15 protein-coding genes are annotated in these 14,940 nt (G+C 63.6%); 11 read left to right on the forward strand and 4 right to left on the reverse strand.

Annotation, left to right across the window (positions count from 1 at the left end; translation table 11 throughout):
• Positions 1-2 precede the first annotated feature (2 nt).
• Complete coding sequence (locus CL52_RS04275) at positions 3-341, reverse strand: cupredoxin domain-containing protein (RefSeq protein ID WP_052264517.1); 339 nt, start codon at positions 339-341, stop codon at positions 3-5.
• Positions 341-874, reverse strand: coding sequence for an iron transporter (locus CL52_RS04280; RefSeq protein WP_043218734.1), 534 nt, complete (start codon positions 872-874; stop codon positions 341-343). The genes CL52_RS04275 and CL52_RS04280 overlap by 1 nt, the downstream gene beginning before the upstream one ends.
• Positions 875-1,105: 231 nt before the next feature.
• Between CL52_RS04280 and mdtD the strand changes: the two genes are divergently transcribed.
• The 7 genes from mdtD to CL52_RS04315 all read left to right on the forward strand — a co-directional run bounded on the left by mdtD (position 1,106) and on the right by CL52_RS04315 (position 7,949).
• Positions 1,106-2,530, forward strand: a complete 1,425-nt coding sequence (gene mdtD, locus CL52_RS04285; protein WP_043218736.1) for a multidrug transporter subunit MdtD — start codon at positions 1,106-1,108, stop codon at positions 2,528-2,530.
• A gap of 196 nt (positions 2,531-2,726) precedes the next feature.
• Entirely contained in the window at positions 2,727-2,984 is a 258-nt protein-coding gene (locus CL52_RS04290; protein ID WP_041111301.1) for a hypothetical protein, read from the forward strand.
• Positions 2,985-3,115: 131 nt separating this feature from the next.
• The gene (sugE, locus tag CL52_RS04295) at positions 3,116-3,430 is read left to right on the forward strand and encodes a quaternary ammonium compound efflux SMR transporter SugE (protein ID WP_200889417.1); all 315 of its coding nucleotides are present in this window, start codon (positions 3,116-3,118) and stop codon (positions 3,428-3,430) included.
• A gap of 118 nt (positions 3,431-3,548) precedes the next feature.
• Positions 3,549-3,986, forward strand: a complete 438-nt coding sequence (locus tag CL52_RS04300; protein ID WP_041111261.1) for a CBS domain-containing protein — start codon at positions 3,549-3,551, stop codon at positions 3,984-3,986.
• Between the two features lie 174 nt (positions 3,987-4,160).
• A complete protein-coding gene (locus CL52_RS04305; RefSeq protein ID WP_041111259.1) occupies positions 4,161-4,601 on the forward strand; it encodes a c-type cytochrome in 441 nt (146 codons plus the stop codon).
• A gap of 3 nt (positions 4,602-4,604) precedes the next feature.
• Complete coding sequence (locus CL52_RS04310) at positions 4,605-6,029, forward strand: cbb3-type cytochrome c oxidase subunit I (RefSeq protein WP_043218740.1); 1,425 nt, start codon at positions 4,605-4,607, stop codon at positions 6,027-6,029.
• A gap of 78 nt (positions 6,030-6,107) precedes the next feature.
• On the forward strand, positions 6,108-7,949 hold the full coding sequence (locus CL52_RS04315; RefSeq protein WP_041111255.1) for a nitric oxide reductase activation protein NorD: 1,842 nt from the start codon (positions 6,108-6,110) through the stop codon (positions 7,947-7,949).
• Positions 7,950-8,020: 71 nt separating this feature from the next.
• Here the strand turns inward: CL52_RS04315 and CL52_RS04320 are convergent, their stop codons facing one another.
• Positions 8,021-8,533 carry an outer membrane protein assembly factor BamE gene (locus CL52_RS04320; RefSeq protein WP_041111253.1) on the reverse strand — a complete coding sequence of 171 codons (513 nt, stop codon included), beginning with the start codon at positions 8,531-8,533 and terminating at the stop codon, positions 8,021-8,023.
• 95 nt (positions 8,534-8,628) lie between these two features.
• On the opposite strand from CL52_RS04320, the gene fur reads away from it, so the two are divergent.
• The gene (gene fur, locus CL52_RS04325; RefSeq protein WP_041111251.1) at positions 8,629-9,033 is read left to right on the forward strand and encodes a ferric iron uptake transcriptional regulator; all 405 of its coding nucleotides are present in this window, start codon (positions 8,629-8,631) and stop codon (positions 9,031-9,033) included.
• A gap of 84 nt (positions 9,034-9,117) precedes the next feature.
• Here fur and recN read toward each other — a convergent pair whose 3' ends face one another.
• On the reverse strand, positions 9,118-10,791 hold the full coding sequence (gene recN, locus CL52_RS04330) for a DNA repair protein RecN (RefSeq protein WP_043218741.1): 1,674 nt from the start codon (positions 10,789-10,791) through the stop codon (positions 9,118-9,120).
• A gap of 199 nt (positions 10,792-10,990) precedes the next feature.
• Between recN and grpE the strand changes: the two genes are divergently transcribed.
• From grpE to dnaJ, 3 genes are all read left to right on the forward strand, one after another.
• Positions 10,991-11,569 (forward strand): nucleotide exchange factor GrpE, encoded by a 579-nt coding sequence (gene grpE, locus CL52_RS04335; RefSeq protein WP_074519915.1) that lies wholly within the window; start codon positions 10,991-10,993, stop codon positions 11,567-11,569.
• A gap of 97 nt (positions 11,570-11,666) precedes the next feature.
• Positions 11,667-13,580, forward strand: a complete 1,914-nt coding sequence (gene dnaK, locus CL52_RS04340; protein WP_043218742.1) for a molecular chaperone DnaK — start codon at positions 11,667-11,669, stop codon at positions 13,578-13,580.
• 165 nt (positions 13,581-13,745) lie between these two features.
• On the forward strand, positions 13,746-14,873 hold the full coding sequence (gene dnaJ, locus CL52_RS04345; RefSeq protein WP_041111245.1) for a molecular chaperone DnaJ: 1,128 nt from the start codon (positions 13,746-13,748) through the stop codon (positions 14,871-14,873).
• The last annotated feature ends 67 nt before the right edge of the window (positions 14,874-14,940 follow it).

Genomic DNA, 14,940 nt, shown 5'->3' on the forward strand with positions numbered 1-14,940 from the left:
GACTACTTGGCGACGATCTCGCCTTGCGGGAGGTCCAGATGGAATTCGTCGAAGAACGGATAACGGCCCGGCTTGAGCGGGTGGATCACCACGAAGGAGGTAACGCCCGGCGAGAGGACCTTCTCCACGCGAAGCGGCGTACTCTCGAACTCGGTCGGCCCGCTGCCGGCGTTGTGCACGACGATCTTGAAACGCTGACGTGCCGGGACCTCGATGGTCGACGGTTCGAAGTGGCCGTCACGGATGGTCAGCTCGTAGGTCGGCAGCCCCGCCTGCGCGCCAGCGGCGAAGCTGGCGAGCAGCGTTGCGCACAGGGCGCGTCGCAACAGCGGGAGGGCCATCAGTAGCCGCCCTTCTTGCCGATGCCGGCATAGGTGAATTCGTATGTCAGCTCGCAGGACTCGAACCAGGGGCCGACGCCGGTTTCCTTGTCGGTATGACGGCCGAACATGGCATGGCCGGAGCCGGGCGGGAGGATCTTGTAGGTCAGCTGGTACTTGCCGGGGCCGAGCAGTTTGACGTTGTCGCCGTAATGCGGCCCGTCATTGGCGACCATCGGGTGGAAGTCGCCCTTGATCACTTCGTCCGAGCCCTTCTTGCGCAGCTCGTACTGGATGCCGAGGTAGGGCACGAAGCTGCCTTCCTGCCAGCCGTTCGGGTTGTTTTCCAGGGCGCTGATGTCAGCTTCCAGGTGCACATCGGACTCGGCAGCGGCGCGCATCATGCCGGCCGGATCCATCTCCACCGGTTGCAGGTAGACCGCACCGACTTCCATACCGCCGCATTGCTGCGGTTCGCCGATCGGGTATTCCTTGGCCTGGGCCAGTGGGGCGAGCAGCAGGGTGGCGGTGGCTAGCATGATCGGATGGCGCATGAGTGGTACTCCTGACGAGGTGTGACGCGAATGATCTCGCTTGCGCCTTCTAATGATAATGATTCGCGTCAATGTTGAAAGAAATAAATTGTTACGGCGACAACTTGTCGCAGACTTGCGCGCGGTGAAGAGGTGTGCAGACGGCGAAGCCGAGCCTGTACGCCGCTGCGCTGGCGAACCGGAGGGACGGCGATCCTCTAACATGATGCCCCTCGGTTTTCAGAGGCTGCCATGCAATCACCTGTCGAACTGGACGCTCGCACCGCTCGGGTCCTGCCGTGGCTGATCGCCACCGCCTTCTTCATGCAGACGCTCGACGGCACCATTCTCAATACGGCGCTGCCGGCGATGGCGCGCGACCTGGCCGAGGATCCGCTACGCATGCAGGGCGTCGTCATCGCCTACATGCTCACGGTCGCGCTGTTGATTCCCGCCTCGGGCTGGCTGGCCGATCGCTTCGGTTCACGGCGCGTGTTCTTTGTCGCCATTGCGCTGTTCACCCTGGGCTCGCTGTTCTGTGCGCTGTCGAGCAGCTTCAACCTGCTGGTCATCTCCCGCGTCGTGCAGGCGATTGGCGGGGCGCTGATGCTGCCGGTCGGTCGGCTGGTGGTGCTGCGGGCCTTTCCGCGCAGCGAGTTCGTGCGAGTGATGACGTTCATCGCCTTGCCAGGCATGGTCGGCCCGCTGCTGGGGCCGACGCTGGGCGGCTGGCTCGTCGAGTACGCCTCCTGGCACTGGATCTTCCTGATCAACCTGCCGGTCGGCCTGCTCGGCAGCCTCGCCGCGCTGCGCTTCATGCCGGATCTGCGTGGGCCGGAGCGGACGCGCTTCGATACGCTGGGCTTCGCCCTATTCGGTGCGGCGATGGTGTTGATCACCATCGCGCTCGAAGGGCTTGGCGAGCTGCAGCTGCCGCATGCGCGCGTCATGCTGCTGCTCGCGACCGGCGTCGCCTGCCTTGCGGCGTACTGGCTGCGTGCCGGTCGCATCGAGCAACCACTGTTCAGCCCCAGGCTGTTTCGCACGCGCTGCTTTGCCGTCGGCATCTTCGGCAACCTGTTCGCCCGCCTGGGCAGTGGCGCGTTGCCGTTCCTGTTGCCTCTGCTGCTGCAACTGGCGCTGGGTTATTCGCCAGCCGAGGCCGGGATGATGATGGTGCCTTTGGCGATTGGCGCCATGCTGACCAAGTCGATCGCACGTCAGCTGATCGACCGGCTCGGCTACCGACGCATCCTGGTCGGCAATACCTTGCTGCTGGGTGCACTGATCGCCAGTCTGGCGCTGTTCGACCAGCGTACTGCTGGGCTCTGGGTGCTCCTGCATCTGGGGCTGATCGGCATGGTCAACTCCATGCAGTTCACCGCGATGAACACCGTGACGCTGGTCGGGCTGAGCAATCGCGACGCCAGCAGCGGCAACAGCCTGCTCTCGGTAGTGGTCCAGCTGTCGATGAGCCTGGGCGTGGCCACGGCCGGTGCTCTGCTCGGAGGCTTCACCAGCCCCGGCGCGACGGGCGACGCCTTGCTGCACGCGTTTCGTCTGACCTTTCTCTGTGTCGGCGCCATGGCCATGCTCGCCTCGGTGCTGTTCCTGCAGCTGGACCGTATGCCAGCGCGCCCGGCTCGGGCGTCGGCCCGGCTGGATGTGGATGACTGAGGGGGAGCTATCATCCGCCCACTTCCTTGACATGTCGCGGTGTAGGCAGGTGCGCTTTCGAGCCGTATCAGCCGCGGTACGCCGCCGGTGCGCACCAATTGTTTACCTGTGCAAGTAAACAATATCGACCTGTCGTCAGTCTGGACATATCGTGGCGGCGTTGCGATTGGCGCATAGGGAGTGCGAGACAATGCCGATGAGTCTGTCCTGGATGGTCATGCTGTTTTCATCCTTCGCGGCGCTGCTGCTGATGTTGCTCTGCTGGCTGCAGTGGCTGCGCTGCAAGGCGCAGTGCGTCGAGCTCGACGTGTTGCGCGGGCTGATGCAGGGCGTGGGCGAGGTGATTCGCCGCCTCGAGCAGCAGAACGCCGAGCTGGCCGCTGGCCTGCGCGCTGAACGGGCGCAGGCTGAACAGTTGCGCCGCCAACTCCAGTTGTTGCGCGGCCTGGGTTAGCCCCTCAGACCTCCGGTCGGCGCATCTTGCGGCGCGCTGTGCTAAGGTCCGCCTCGCCGCGGGACGACCCGCCGGCCTGCCTGAGTTTGCGGGGACGACCCTGCCTGTGCATGGAGTTTGTAGCCATGAATATGGCCTGGATCATGCTGGTCGTCGCCGGCTTGCTGGAAGTTGCCTGGGCGTTGGGGCTCAAGGCATCCGAGGGCTTCACCCGCGCGCTGCCTACAGTCTTCACCCTGCTCAGCATGGCGGCGAGCTTCTATCTGCTCGCGCAGGCGATGAAAAGCCTGCCGGTCGGTACCGCCTATGCAATCTGGGTGGGCATCGGTGCACTGGGTACGGTACTGCTCGGCATTCTGTTGTTCGGTGAGAGCGCCGGGCTCTGGCGCCTGCTCAGTCTGCTGCTGCTGGTTGCCGGCCTGCTGGGCCTCAAGCTGACCGCCTAGCGCCGGTTGCGCTAACCGGGCGGGTACTTTGCCGGCCGCGCCTGGCGCGATATGTTGATCGAAGGATGCCGAGAAACGGGGCGGCCCCGCCCCGGCCGGAGAACAACAGGAGCATTCCATGAAAACGATCGCCCAGGTGCTCAGCGCCAAGCAGATACAAGGAGTCGTCACCATCGCCCCGACCGACTCGGTGCTCGATGCACTGAGGTTGATGGCCGAGAAGAATGTCGGCGCGCTGCCGGTCGCCGATGCCGGTGGAAAGCTGGTAGGCATCATCAGCGAGCGCGACTACGCACGGAAAATGGTCCTGCTCGGGCGCTCGTCGTTTGCCACGCCGGTGAGCGCGATCATGACCTCGTCGCTGGTCACGGTGGAGCCGCGGCAGACCCTGCGAGAGTGCATGCAGATCATGACCGACAAGCACCTGCGCCACCTGCCGGTGGTGGAGGAGGGGCGCACGCTCGGCCTGCTGTCCATCGGTGACGTGGTCAAGGAAACCATGGCCGAGCAGGACAGCCTGATCCAGCAGCTCGAACAGTACATCCGCGGCGAGTAGCTGCCGCCGGGCCCCGAACCAGACGGGGTGAGGGACTGCATGCGGGTCGCTGCCACTTTCATTGCCGGCTGAGGAAAGCCTGACTACCGCGTTCGGGTTTTTCTTGATTGCTATCAAGCGGGTTTCGATAGGCGCCTTCTTAAACTGGCCACGCCAAGCCAATAGGAGGCGACCATGTCCGAGACCTTCACCAAGGGTATGGCCCGGAATATCTACTTCGGAGGAGGCGTGTTCTTCTTCCTGGTATTCCTGGGCCTTACCTATCACACAGAGCAGACTTTCCCCGAGCGATCGAACGAATCGGAAATGACCGAGGCGGTCGTGCGCGGCAAGGCAGTCTGGGAAAACAACAACTGCATCGGCTGCCACAGCCTGCTCGGTGAGGGCGCCTACTTCGCGCCGGAGCTGGGTAACGTCTTTGTTCGTCGCGGCGGCGAGGAGGGCTTCAAGCCGTTCCTGCATGCCTGGATGAAGGCCCAGCCGCTGGGCGCGCCGGGTCGCCGGGCGATGCCGCAATTCCATCTGACCGACCAGGAAGTGGACGACATGGCGGAGTTCCTCAAGTGGACTTCGAAGATCGACACCAACAGCTGGCCGCCAAACAGGGAGGGCTGAGAGATGAGCATCATGAATCCGCATCTCAAATTCCAATCGCAAGCCGTCGCCAAGCCGTACTTCGTGTTTGCGCTGATGCTCTTCGTCGGGCAGATCCTCTTCGGTCTGATCATGGGGCTGCAGTACGTCGTTGGCGACTTTCTGTTCCCGCTGATTCCATTCAACGTCGCACGGATGGTGCATACCAACCTGCTGATCGTCTGGTTGCTGTTCGGCTTCATGGGCGCGGCCTACTACCTCATTCCCGAGGAAGCCGACCGCGAACTGCACAGCCCGAAACTGGCGATCGTCCTGTTCTGGGTGTTCGCCGCAGCCGGCGTGCTGACCATTCTCGGCTACCTGCTGGTGCCCTATGCCGGGCTGGCGAAGCTGACCCACAACGAGCTGCTGCCGACGATGGGGCGCGAGTTCCTCGAGCAGCCGACGATCACCAAGATCGGTATCGTGATCGTGGCGCTGGGCTTCCTCTACAACATCGGCATGACCATGCTCAAAGGTCGCAAGACCGTGGTCAGCACGGTGATGATGACCGGTCTGATCGGCCTCGCGGTGTTCTTCCTGTTCTCCTTCTACAACCCCGAGAACCTGGCGCGTGACAAGTACTACTGGTGGTGGGTCGTGCACCTGTGGGTGGAAGGCGTCTGGGAGCTGATCATGGGTTCGATGCTGGCCTTCGTCCTGATCAAGATCACCGGCGTGGACCGCGAAGTCGTCGAGAAGTGGCTGTACGTCATCATTGCCATGGCGCTGATCACCGGCATCATCGGTACTGGTCACCACTTCTTCTGGATCGGCGCACCGGGCGTCTGGCTGTGGCTGGGTTCGATCTTCTCCGCGCTGGAACCGCTGCCGTTCTTCGCCATGGTGCTGTTCGCCTTCAATATGGTGAACCGTCGCCGCCGCGAGCACCCGAACCGCGCCGCCTCGCTCTGGGCAGTGGGCACCACGGTCACCGCGTTCCTCGGTGCAGGCGTGTGGGGCTTCCTGCACACCCTGGCTCCGGTGAACTACTACACGCACGGTTCGCAGATCACTGCGGCGCACGGCCACCTGGCGTTCTACGGTGCCTACGCGATGATCGTGATGACGATGATCAGCTACGCCATGCCGCGCCTGCGCGGGCTGGGCGAAGCGCCGGATGCACGGGCGCAGACCATCGAAGTCTGGGGGTTCTGGCTGATGACCATCTCGATGATGGCGATCACCCTGTTCCTCACCGCCGCCGGCGTGGTGCAAGTGTGGCTGCAGCGTCTGCCCGCCGATGGCGCTGCCATGTCGTTCATGAACACTGCTGATCAGCTGGCCGTCTTCTTCTGGCTGCGCCTGATCGCCGGGGTGTTCTTCCTGATCGGCCTGATCTGCTACCTCTATAGCTTCCGCCAGCGTGGCCGGGTGACCGTGGCTTCCACGGTCGCGGCTACCGCCTGAGTCGGGACGCAGTGAGCATCGACGGCCCGGCTGACTAGCGGGCCGTCGTCGTTTTCCAAGCGCTACGAGGTGATCACCATGGCATTCGCCATCGAAGTCGAAGAGTGGGTCGGTAGCGTCTGGCACCGTTTCATCACTCGCCGCGCCAGCCCGGACTTTCCCGAGGCGCGCGTCGAACTGCAGGAGATGCAGCGGCCGTTGTCGCTGTTGTTTCGCGCCATGGGCGGTGCCAGCGGTATCGGTGTCGAGGCGGCCAGTGCGCGCGACCTGCTGGTGCGGCGCAATCTATTGCAGCAGGTCGCCGGCACCTGCAAGCAGCTGCCTGTGGCCTGGTGCGACAGCAGCAACCTGAGGCTGCCGGAAAGCCTGGCGGTCTATCCGGACCCGGCCCTGAATCGCGACCTCTATCGCTGGCTCGCACTGCTGGCCGCGCAGGCCGGTGAGATGCGCCACTGGGCGCGCGACAACCAGCGCTGGACGCAGCGCCTGCTCGAACAGTTCCCGGCAATGCGCTCGCGCTATCGCCGATTGGTCGAGGCGCACCTGCAGTTGCGTCCGGATCCGTCCGACCTGCCCCGTGGCGAGGCCGCCCTGGAGCAGGCCGTGTGTCAGGCGCTGCGAGAACCCGGTTGTGTCGTGCAGTTCCCGCGTAGCGAACGTGCGCCCTGGCCCGTACCGTTGTGGCTCTATCCGGCGCAGAACCTGGGCGAACCGCAGAGTCTGGATCAGGGCGCGGACGGCGAGGGTGCTCTGGAAAGTCCGCCTAACGGCCAGAGCCGACAGCGCAAGCGGGCCCGACGCGTCGAGGACAGCACCAGCAAGAGTGGCCTGCTGCTGTTTCGTCTGGAGAACCTGTTCAGCTGGTCCGAGCATGTCGAGCTGGATCGCTGCGGCGACGATACCGAGGACCTGGACGCCGCCCGCGTGGCCGAGGACCTGGACGAACTGGCCCTGTCGCGCCAGCGCATGCGCCAGGGTGGCGGGCTGAAACTCGACCTGGACCTGCCGGCGGCAGACTTCGACGACATTCCATTGGGCCCCGGAATCAAACTGCCGGAGTGGGACTATCGCAAGCAGAGCCTGCAGAAGGACTTCGTCAACCTCCAGATGATGCTGCCGCGGGGCGCCGAAGCGAAGCCGCTGCCGATACGTCTGGCGCCGCTGGCGCGGCGCTTGCGGCGTCAGTTCGAGCACCTGCGTACCGATCGTCAGTGGCTGCGCCAGCAGCCGCAAGGCTCGGAGCTGGACCTTCAGGCCTGGCTCGACTTCCACGTCGAAAGGCAGAACGGCCATTGTGCCGAGCGCGGTCTGTTCATGGAGCAGCGGCAGAATCGCCGTGACCTGGCCTGCCTGTTGCTGGCCGATCTCTCGATGTCGACCGATGCGCATCTGGATAACGAGCACCGGGTCATCGACGTAGTGACCGACAGCATGCTGCTGTTTGGCGAGGCGCTGTCGACTGTCGGCGATCAGTTCGCTCTCTATGGGTTCTCCTCGCTGCGCCGCCAGCAGGTGCGCATGCAGGAACTCAAGAGTTTCCGCCAGGCCTATGGCGATGAGACGCGCGGGCGCATTCAGGCACTCAAGCCGGGCTACTACACGCGCATGGGGGCGGCGATCCGCCAGGCCACCCGTCTATTGGCCGAGTGCAAGCAGCGGCGCAAGCTGCTGTTGCTGGTTACCGACGGCAAGCCGAACGATCTGGACCTGTATGAAGGGCGCTACGGTGTCGAAGATACGCGCCAGGCGGTACTGGAGGCGCGTCAGCAGGGACTGCTGCCTTTCTGCATCACCATCGACCGCGAGGCCGGCGATTACCTGCCGTACATGTTCGGGGCCAACGGCTACACGCTGATCAAGGAGCCGCAGCAGCTGCCGGTGCGTCTACCGCAACTGTACAGGCAGTTGACCCAACGCTGAGCCAGCAGCGGCTGGTGAGGCCTCTGCCAGGGATAGGGAGAAAAGAAAGCCCGGCGATAGCCGGGCTTTGTTCATTCGGTTTCCAGCGGCTCCGGGATTGGAACCGGAACGGGTTCGGCCGCATCGACCTCGCGCTGGATTTCCTCGAGCAGCGAGCCCGGCGTCGGCCGCTCGGCCGGCTGCTGGGCCGGCTTTTCGCTGACGCTGGACGGCGTCGGCGAGGTGCCGAGAATCTCTTCGTCGCGGCTGACACCGGGCATGAAGTCGCCGGCCAGGCCTACCAGTTGATCGTTGCCGTCGAACACCAGGCTGACCCGCTCCTGCTGACGCTGGCTACCGCCAGGCTGGATACTGTAGAGGTAGTCCCAGCGATTGGCGTGGAAGGTGTCGGTGATCAGGGGGTTGCCCATGATAAACCGCACTTGCTTACGGGTCATTCCGGGGCGCAGCTGATCTATCATGTCCTGCGTGACGACATTGCCCTGTTGAATGTCGACCTTATATACCCCAGGAAACGAACAACCGGCGAGTGCGAACAGGCCCACGAGCGTGAGGCTGGTCAGCATGAGCTTGGTGTTTTGCATCGGTGGGTGACTTCCACTATCTTGGCTGGGCAAAGAACCCGGATCATACCCGTATTGAAGGAGGCTGCGAAACAGCAGCAGCGAGAAAGCCAACCATGGTTGAGAACAACGAACTTCGTAAAGCTGGTCTGAAAGTAACCCTTCCCCGGGTGAAGATTCTGCAAATGCTCGACAGCACGGGCCAGCGCCACATGAGCGCCGAGGACGTCTACAAGGCGCTGATGGAGGCCGGTGAAGACGTCGGTCTGGCGACTGTCTACCGCGTTCTGACTCAATTCGAGGCGGCTGGCCTGGTGGTTCGCCACAACTTCGACGGCGGGCATGCCGTATTCGAGCTGGCCGATGGTGGCCATCACGACCATATGGTCTGCGTCGATAGCGGTGATGTCATCGAGTTCTTCGATTCGGAGATCGAAAAGCTGCAGAAGGAAATCGTCGCCCGCCACGGCTACGAGCTGGTCGATCACAATCTGGTGCTCTACGTACGCAAGAAGGGTTGATCAGCGCGGTCGATACCTGAAACCCCGCCCATAGTGGCGGGGTTTTTCATTTATGGCGGCTGCAACTCCTCTCGCGGCGAAGCGTTATGCCTGCGCGGTGGAGACCATCTGCCGGGCATGGGCCAGCGACTGTTCGGTCAGGTCGACCCCACCGAGCATTCTGGCGATTTCTTCGACCCTGGCGTCGCCATTCAGCTCGGCGACTGCGGTGCGGGTTTCGTCGGCGCCGCGCGCCTTGTGCACGAACAGGTGGTTGTGGCCCTGGGCAGCTACCTGCGGTAGGTGGGTAACGGTGAGTACCTGGCCGCGCTCGCCGAGACGACGCAACAGTTGGCCGACAATCTCGGCCGTAGGGCCGCCGATGCCGACATCGACTTCGTCGAATACCAGCGTCGGCGTGCGCGAGGTCTGTGCGGTGATGACCTGAATCGCCAGGCTGATGCGCGACAGTTCACCACCCGAAGCGACCTTGGCCAGGGCACGCGGCGGCTGACCGGGGTTGGCGCTGACCAGAAACTCCACCAGCTCCAGACCGTGTGGCGGGTTCTCGCCTGGCGCGACCGGCTTGAGCACCACGCTGAAGCGCCCGCCCGGCATTCCCAGGCGCTGGATCTCGTCTTCCACCGCTTCGCCCAGGCAGGTAGCCGCCGCCTGACGAACGCGGCTCAGCTCTTCGGCCTTCTCGAGGTAATGCCGTGCGTAGGCTTCGAGCTCCTCGCCCAGACGTTCGACGGCCTCGTCATCGGCGTTCAGGCTTTCCAGCTCGCTCAGCAGGCGTTGCTGCAGCTCGGGCAGTTCGGCCGGCTGTACACGATGCTTGCGTGCCAGGCTGTAGATGGCATCCAGTCGTTCTTCCAGCGCTTGTTGGCGCTGGGGGTCCGCGTCGAAATGGTCGATGAAACGGTTGAGCTCGCCAACTGCTTCCTCGACCTGGATCTGCGCACTGGCGAGCAGGTTGACGGCTTCGCCCAGCGCGCCGGATTGACCCTGGAAAGCCGTCAGGCGTTGCAGGCTTGACGTGAGCGCCGATAGCACATTCCCGGCATCGTTCTCGCTACAGAGCTCCATGACCTGCTGGCAGGCGCCGAGCAGTTGCCCGGCATTGGCGAGGTTCTTGTGCTCCTGCTCCAGTTGCTCCAATTCATGTTCGCCCAGCGCCAGATTCTCCAGCTCTTCGAGCTGATAGCTGAGCAACTGATGGCGTGCACGTTGCTCGTCGCTCGCGTTGCTCAGGCGGTCGAGCGTCTGGCGTGTTTGCTTCCAGCGCTGCGCAGCGAGATGGACCTGCCGGGCCAGCTCCTGAGCGCCGGCGTACTCGTCCAGCAAGCGGCGATGCGTGTCTGGCTTGAGCAACGATTGATGCTCGTGCTGGCTGTGAATATCGATCAAAAGCTCGCCGAGCGCCTTGAGATCACCTTGCGGGCAGGGCGAGCCGTTGATGTAGCCGCGCGAACGACCTTCGGCCGTAATCACGCGGCGCAGGATGCACGGTCCGTCGTTGTCGAGGTCGCGCGCGGCCAGCCAGGCCTGGGCATCAGGGATATCGGCCAGATCGAAGCTGGCAAGGATATCTGCCTTGTCCGCACCCTGGCGGACCACGCTGCTGTCGGCGCGATCACCAAGTGCGAGGCCCAGCGCATCGAGCATGATCGACTTGCCTGCGCCCGTTTCGCCGCTGATCACCGTCATCCCTCGCTGCAGTTCGAGATCGAGGTGTTCGACGATGGCGTAGTTGTGGACCGACAGATGGACCAGCATGGCGGCGCTCCAATTGATGTGGCTGGCTATTTATACAGTGCTTTTTCGGCGCCCTTCAAGCACCGTCGAGCGCTGCATCGAGTCGGCTACGGCGAATGTGTCGCCTTTTTGCGCATATCTGCTCCCGGTGCCTTGAAGCGCTCTTCGCTGCCCCCATATAGCGGCACATGCGCGGGGGATGCCCCGCATTGAGACAGATATGGAGGAGCGCATGGCCGACGAGCAGAACCTGGATAACCAGCCCCCGGAAAATCCCGAAGCCGAAAACAGCGTGGCCGAGGATCTTGCCGCGCGCGTGCAGTCGCTCGAAGAGCAGCTCGCCGCGGCGCAGGATCAGTCGCTGCGCGTGGCTGCCGAGTTGCAGAACATCCGCCGACGTGCCGAGCAGGACGTGGAAAAGGCGCACAAGTTCGCCCTGGAGAAGTTCGCTGGCGACCTGTTGCCGGTAGCCGACAGCCTGGAGCGTGGCCTGGAGCTGACACGGCCGGACGATGAGACCAGCAAGGCGGTGCGCGAAGGGCTCGAGCTGACCCATAAGCTGCTGCTCGACACGCTCGCACGGCACCAGCTCGTGGCAGTCGACCCGGTGGGTGAACCCTTCAATCCCGAGCACCACCAGGCGATGGCAATGGAGGAGAGCATGCATGCCGAGCCAGGCAGCGTGATCAAGGTGTTCCAGAAGGGCTACCTGCTCAATGGGCGGCTGTTGCGGCCGGCCATGGTTGTTGTCAGCAAGGCTCCGGCAGACGCGCCGCCTTCGATCGACGAGAAGGCTTGAAATAGCGGGCGCAGGCCCCATCTGCTAGGCAAGCGAAATTAAAGCTTTATCCGGCGCCAGGCTGAAGGCGCGGACCAACCAAGATTCGGAGAGAGATATGGGCAAAATCATCGGTATCGACCTGGGGACCACCAACTCCTGCGTCTCCATCATGGAAAACGGCAACGTCAAGGTCATCGAGAACGCCGAGGGCGCGCGCACCACGCCTTCGATCATCGCCTACACCAATGATGGCGAAACCCTGGTCGGCCAGTCGGCCAAGCGCCAGGCGGTGACCAATCCGCAGAATACCCTTTATGCAGTCAAGCGTCTGATCGGTCGTCGCTTCGAAGAGGACGTCGTGCAGAAGGACATCAAGATGGTGCCCTACAGCATCGTCAAGGCCGACAACGGCGATGCCTGGGTGGAGGTGAAGGGCCAGAAGATGGCGCCGCCGCAGATCAGCGCCGAAGTCCTGAAAAAGATGAAGAAGACCGCCGAGGACTATCTGGGTGAAGCCGTGACCGAGGCGGTGATCACCGTGCCGGCCTACTTCAACGACAGCCAGCGCCAGGCCACCAAGGACGCCGGTCGCATCGCCGGCCTGGACGTCAAGCGGATCATCAACGAGCCGACCGCTGCAGCACTGGCCTACGGCATGGACAAGGCCAAGGGCGACCATACCGTGATCGTCTATGACCTGGGCGGCGGTACCTTCGACGTGTCGGTGATCGAGATCGCCGAGGTCGACGGTGAGCATCAGTTCGAGGTGCTGGCCACCAATGGCGATACCTTCCTCGGTGGTGAAGACTTCGACATTCGCCTGATCGACTATCTCGTCGACGAGTTCAAGAAGGAAAGCGGCATCAACCTCAAGGGTGATCCGCTGGCCATGCAGCGCCTGAAGGAAGCGGCCGAGAAGGCCAAGATCGAGCTGTCCTCCAGCCAGCAGACCGACGTCAACCTGCCGTACATCACGGCCGATGCGTCCGGTCCGAAGCACCTGAACGTGAAGATCTCCCGTGCCAAGCTGGAGTCGCTGGTCGAGGATCTGGTCGAGCGGACCATCGAGCCGTGCCGCATCGCACTGAAGGATGCCGGCATCGACGTCTCCAAGATCGACGACGTGATCCTGGTCGGTGGCCAGACCCGCATGCCGCTGGTGCAGAAGCAGGTCGCCGAGTTCTTCGGCAAGGAGCCGCGCAAGGACGTCAACCCGGACGAAGCCGTTGCCATGGGTGCTGCCATTCAGGGCGCGGTGCTGGCTGGCGACGTCAAGGACGTGCTGCTGCTGGACGTGTCGCCGCTGACGCTGGGCATCGAGACCCTCGGCGGTGTGATGACTCCGCTGATCGAGAAGAACACCACCATCCCGACCAAGAAGTCGCAGGTGTTCTCCACCGCCGACGACAACCAGAGTGCCGTGACCATCCACGTGCTGCAGGGTGAGCGCAAGCAGGCGGCGCAGAACAAGTCGCTGGGTCGCTTCGATCTGGCTGACATCCCGCCGGCGCCGCGCGGCATGCCGCAGATCGAGGTCACCTTCGACATCGATGCCAACGGCATTCTGCACGTGTCCGCCAAGGACAAGGCGACCGGCAAGCAACAGTCGATCGTGATCAAGGCCAACTCCGGTCTGTCCGAGGAGGAGATCGAGCAGATGGTGCGCGACGCCGAGGCCAACGCCGAGGAGGATCGCAAGTTCGAGGAGCTGGTGACGGCGCGCAACCAGGGTGATCAGCTGGTGCATGCCACGCGCAAGATGTTGACCGAGGCTGGCGACAAGGCCAGTGCGGATGACAAGGCCAGCATCGAGAAGGCGCTGGGCGAGCTGGAAGCAGCGGTCAAGGGCGATGACAAGGCGGAAATCGAAGCGAAGATCGCGGCCGTGTCCCAGGCGTCCACTCCGCTGGCCCAGAAGATGTATGCCGAGCAGCCGCAGGGCGGCGAGGCGCAGGCCGAGGCAGGCAAGTCGCAGGCGGGCGATGACGTCGTGGATGCCGAGTTCGAAGAGGTCAAGGACAACAAGTAAGCTCCGCTTATGACCCCTGGGGTTTCCAGGGATGCGGCAGCGCCTCGGGCCTGCCGCTTTTCGCTCCAGCTCGACCGGCTGCCTCCGGTCGGGCCGACTGCCACGCGGGAGTTCACTCCCGCGTCGGCGTGTCTGGAGGGCATGAATTGAGGGTTCAGGAAAGTTATGGCCAAACGTGATTATTACGAAGTGCTGGGTGTCGAGCGCGGCGCGAGCGAGGCGGATCTGAAAAAGGCCTACCGCCGCCTCGCCATGAAGCACCACCCGGACCGTAATCCGGGCGACAAAGCGGCTGAAGAGGCGTTCAAGGAGGCCAACGAGGCCTATGAAGTGCTCTCCGATGCCAGCAAGCGGGCAGCCTATGACCAGTATGGTCACGCCGGGGTCGACCCGCAGATGGGTGGGGCTGGCGGTGCAGGTTTTGGTGGTGCCAACTTCTCGGACATCTTCGGTGACGTCTTCAGCGATTTCTTTGGTGGCGCCCGCGGAGCTTCGCGTGGGGGCTCCCAGCGCGGCAGCGATCTGCGCTACACGCTCGAGCTGGATCTCGAGGAGGCTGTGCGCGGCACCACGGTGACCATTCGGGTCCCGACGCTTGCCGAGTGCAAGGTCTGCAACGGCTCTGGCGCGAAGAAGGGAACCACGCCGGTCACCTGTACGACCTGTGGTGGTATTGGCCAGGTGCGCATGCAGCAGGGGTTCTTCTCCGTGCAGCAGACCTGCCCGCGCTGCCATGGCAGCGGCAAGATGATCTCCGACCCATGCGGCAGCTGCCACGGGCAGGGGCGTGTGGAAGAGCAGAAGACCCTGTCGGTGAAGGTGCCGGCTGGTGTCGATACCGGCGATCGCATCCGTCTGTCCGGCGAGGGTGAAGCCGGTACCCAGGGCGGTCCGGCGGGGGACCTCTATGTCGTGGTCAGCGTGCGCGAGCATCCGATCTTCCAGCGCGACGGCAAACATCTGTACTGCGAAGTGCCGATCAGCTTTGCCGATGCCGCGCTTGGTGGTGAGCTGGAGGTGCCCACGCTTGATGGTCGAGTGAAGCTGAAGATTCCCGAGGGTACGCAAACCGGCAAGCAGTTCCGCCTGCGGGGTAAGGGAGTCGCACCCGTGCGTGGGGGCGCGCCGGGCGATCTGATGTGCCGCGTCGTGGTGGAAACGCCGGTGAACCTGAGCAAGCGTCAGCGCGAGATACTCGAAGAGTTTCGCGCCTCGCTGCAGGGCAACACCTCCCATTCGCCCAGGGCCAGTGGCTGGTTCGAGGGTGTGAAGCGCTTTTTCGGCGACGTGTGAGTGCCGGCCGAAGGCTGCCGCGATGCGCGCAAGCCTTCGGCCTTCCGTGACCCTTGGAGCTATTGGA

It is taken from the genome of Stutzerimonas balearica DSM 6083 (genome assembly GCF_000818015.1).
Taxonomy (GTDB): domain Bacteria; phylum Pseudomonadota; class Gammaproteobacteria; order Pseudomonadales; family Pseudomonadaceae; genus Stutzerimonas; species Stutzerimonas balearica.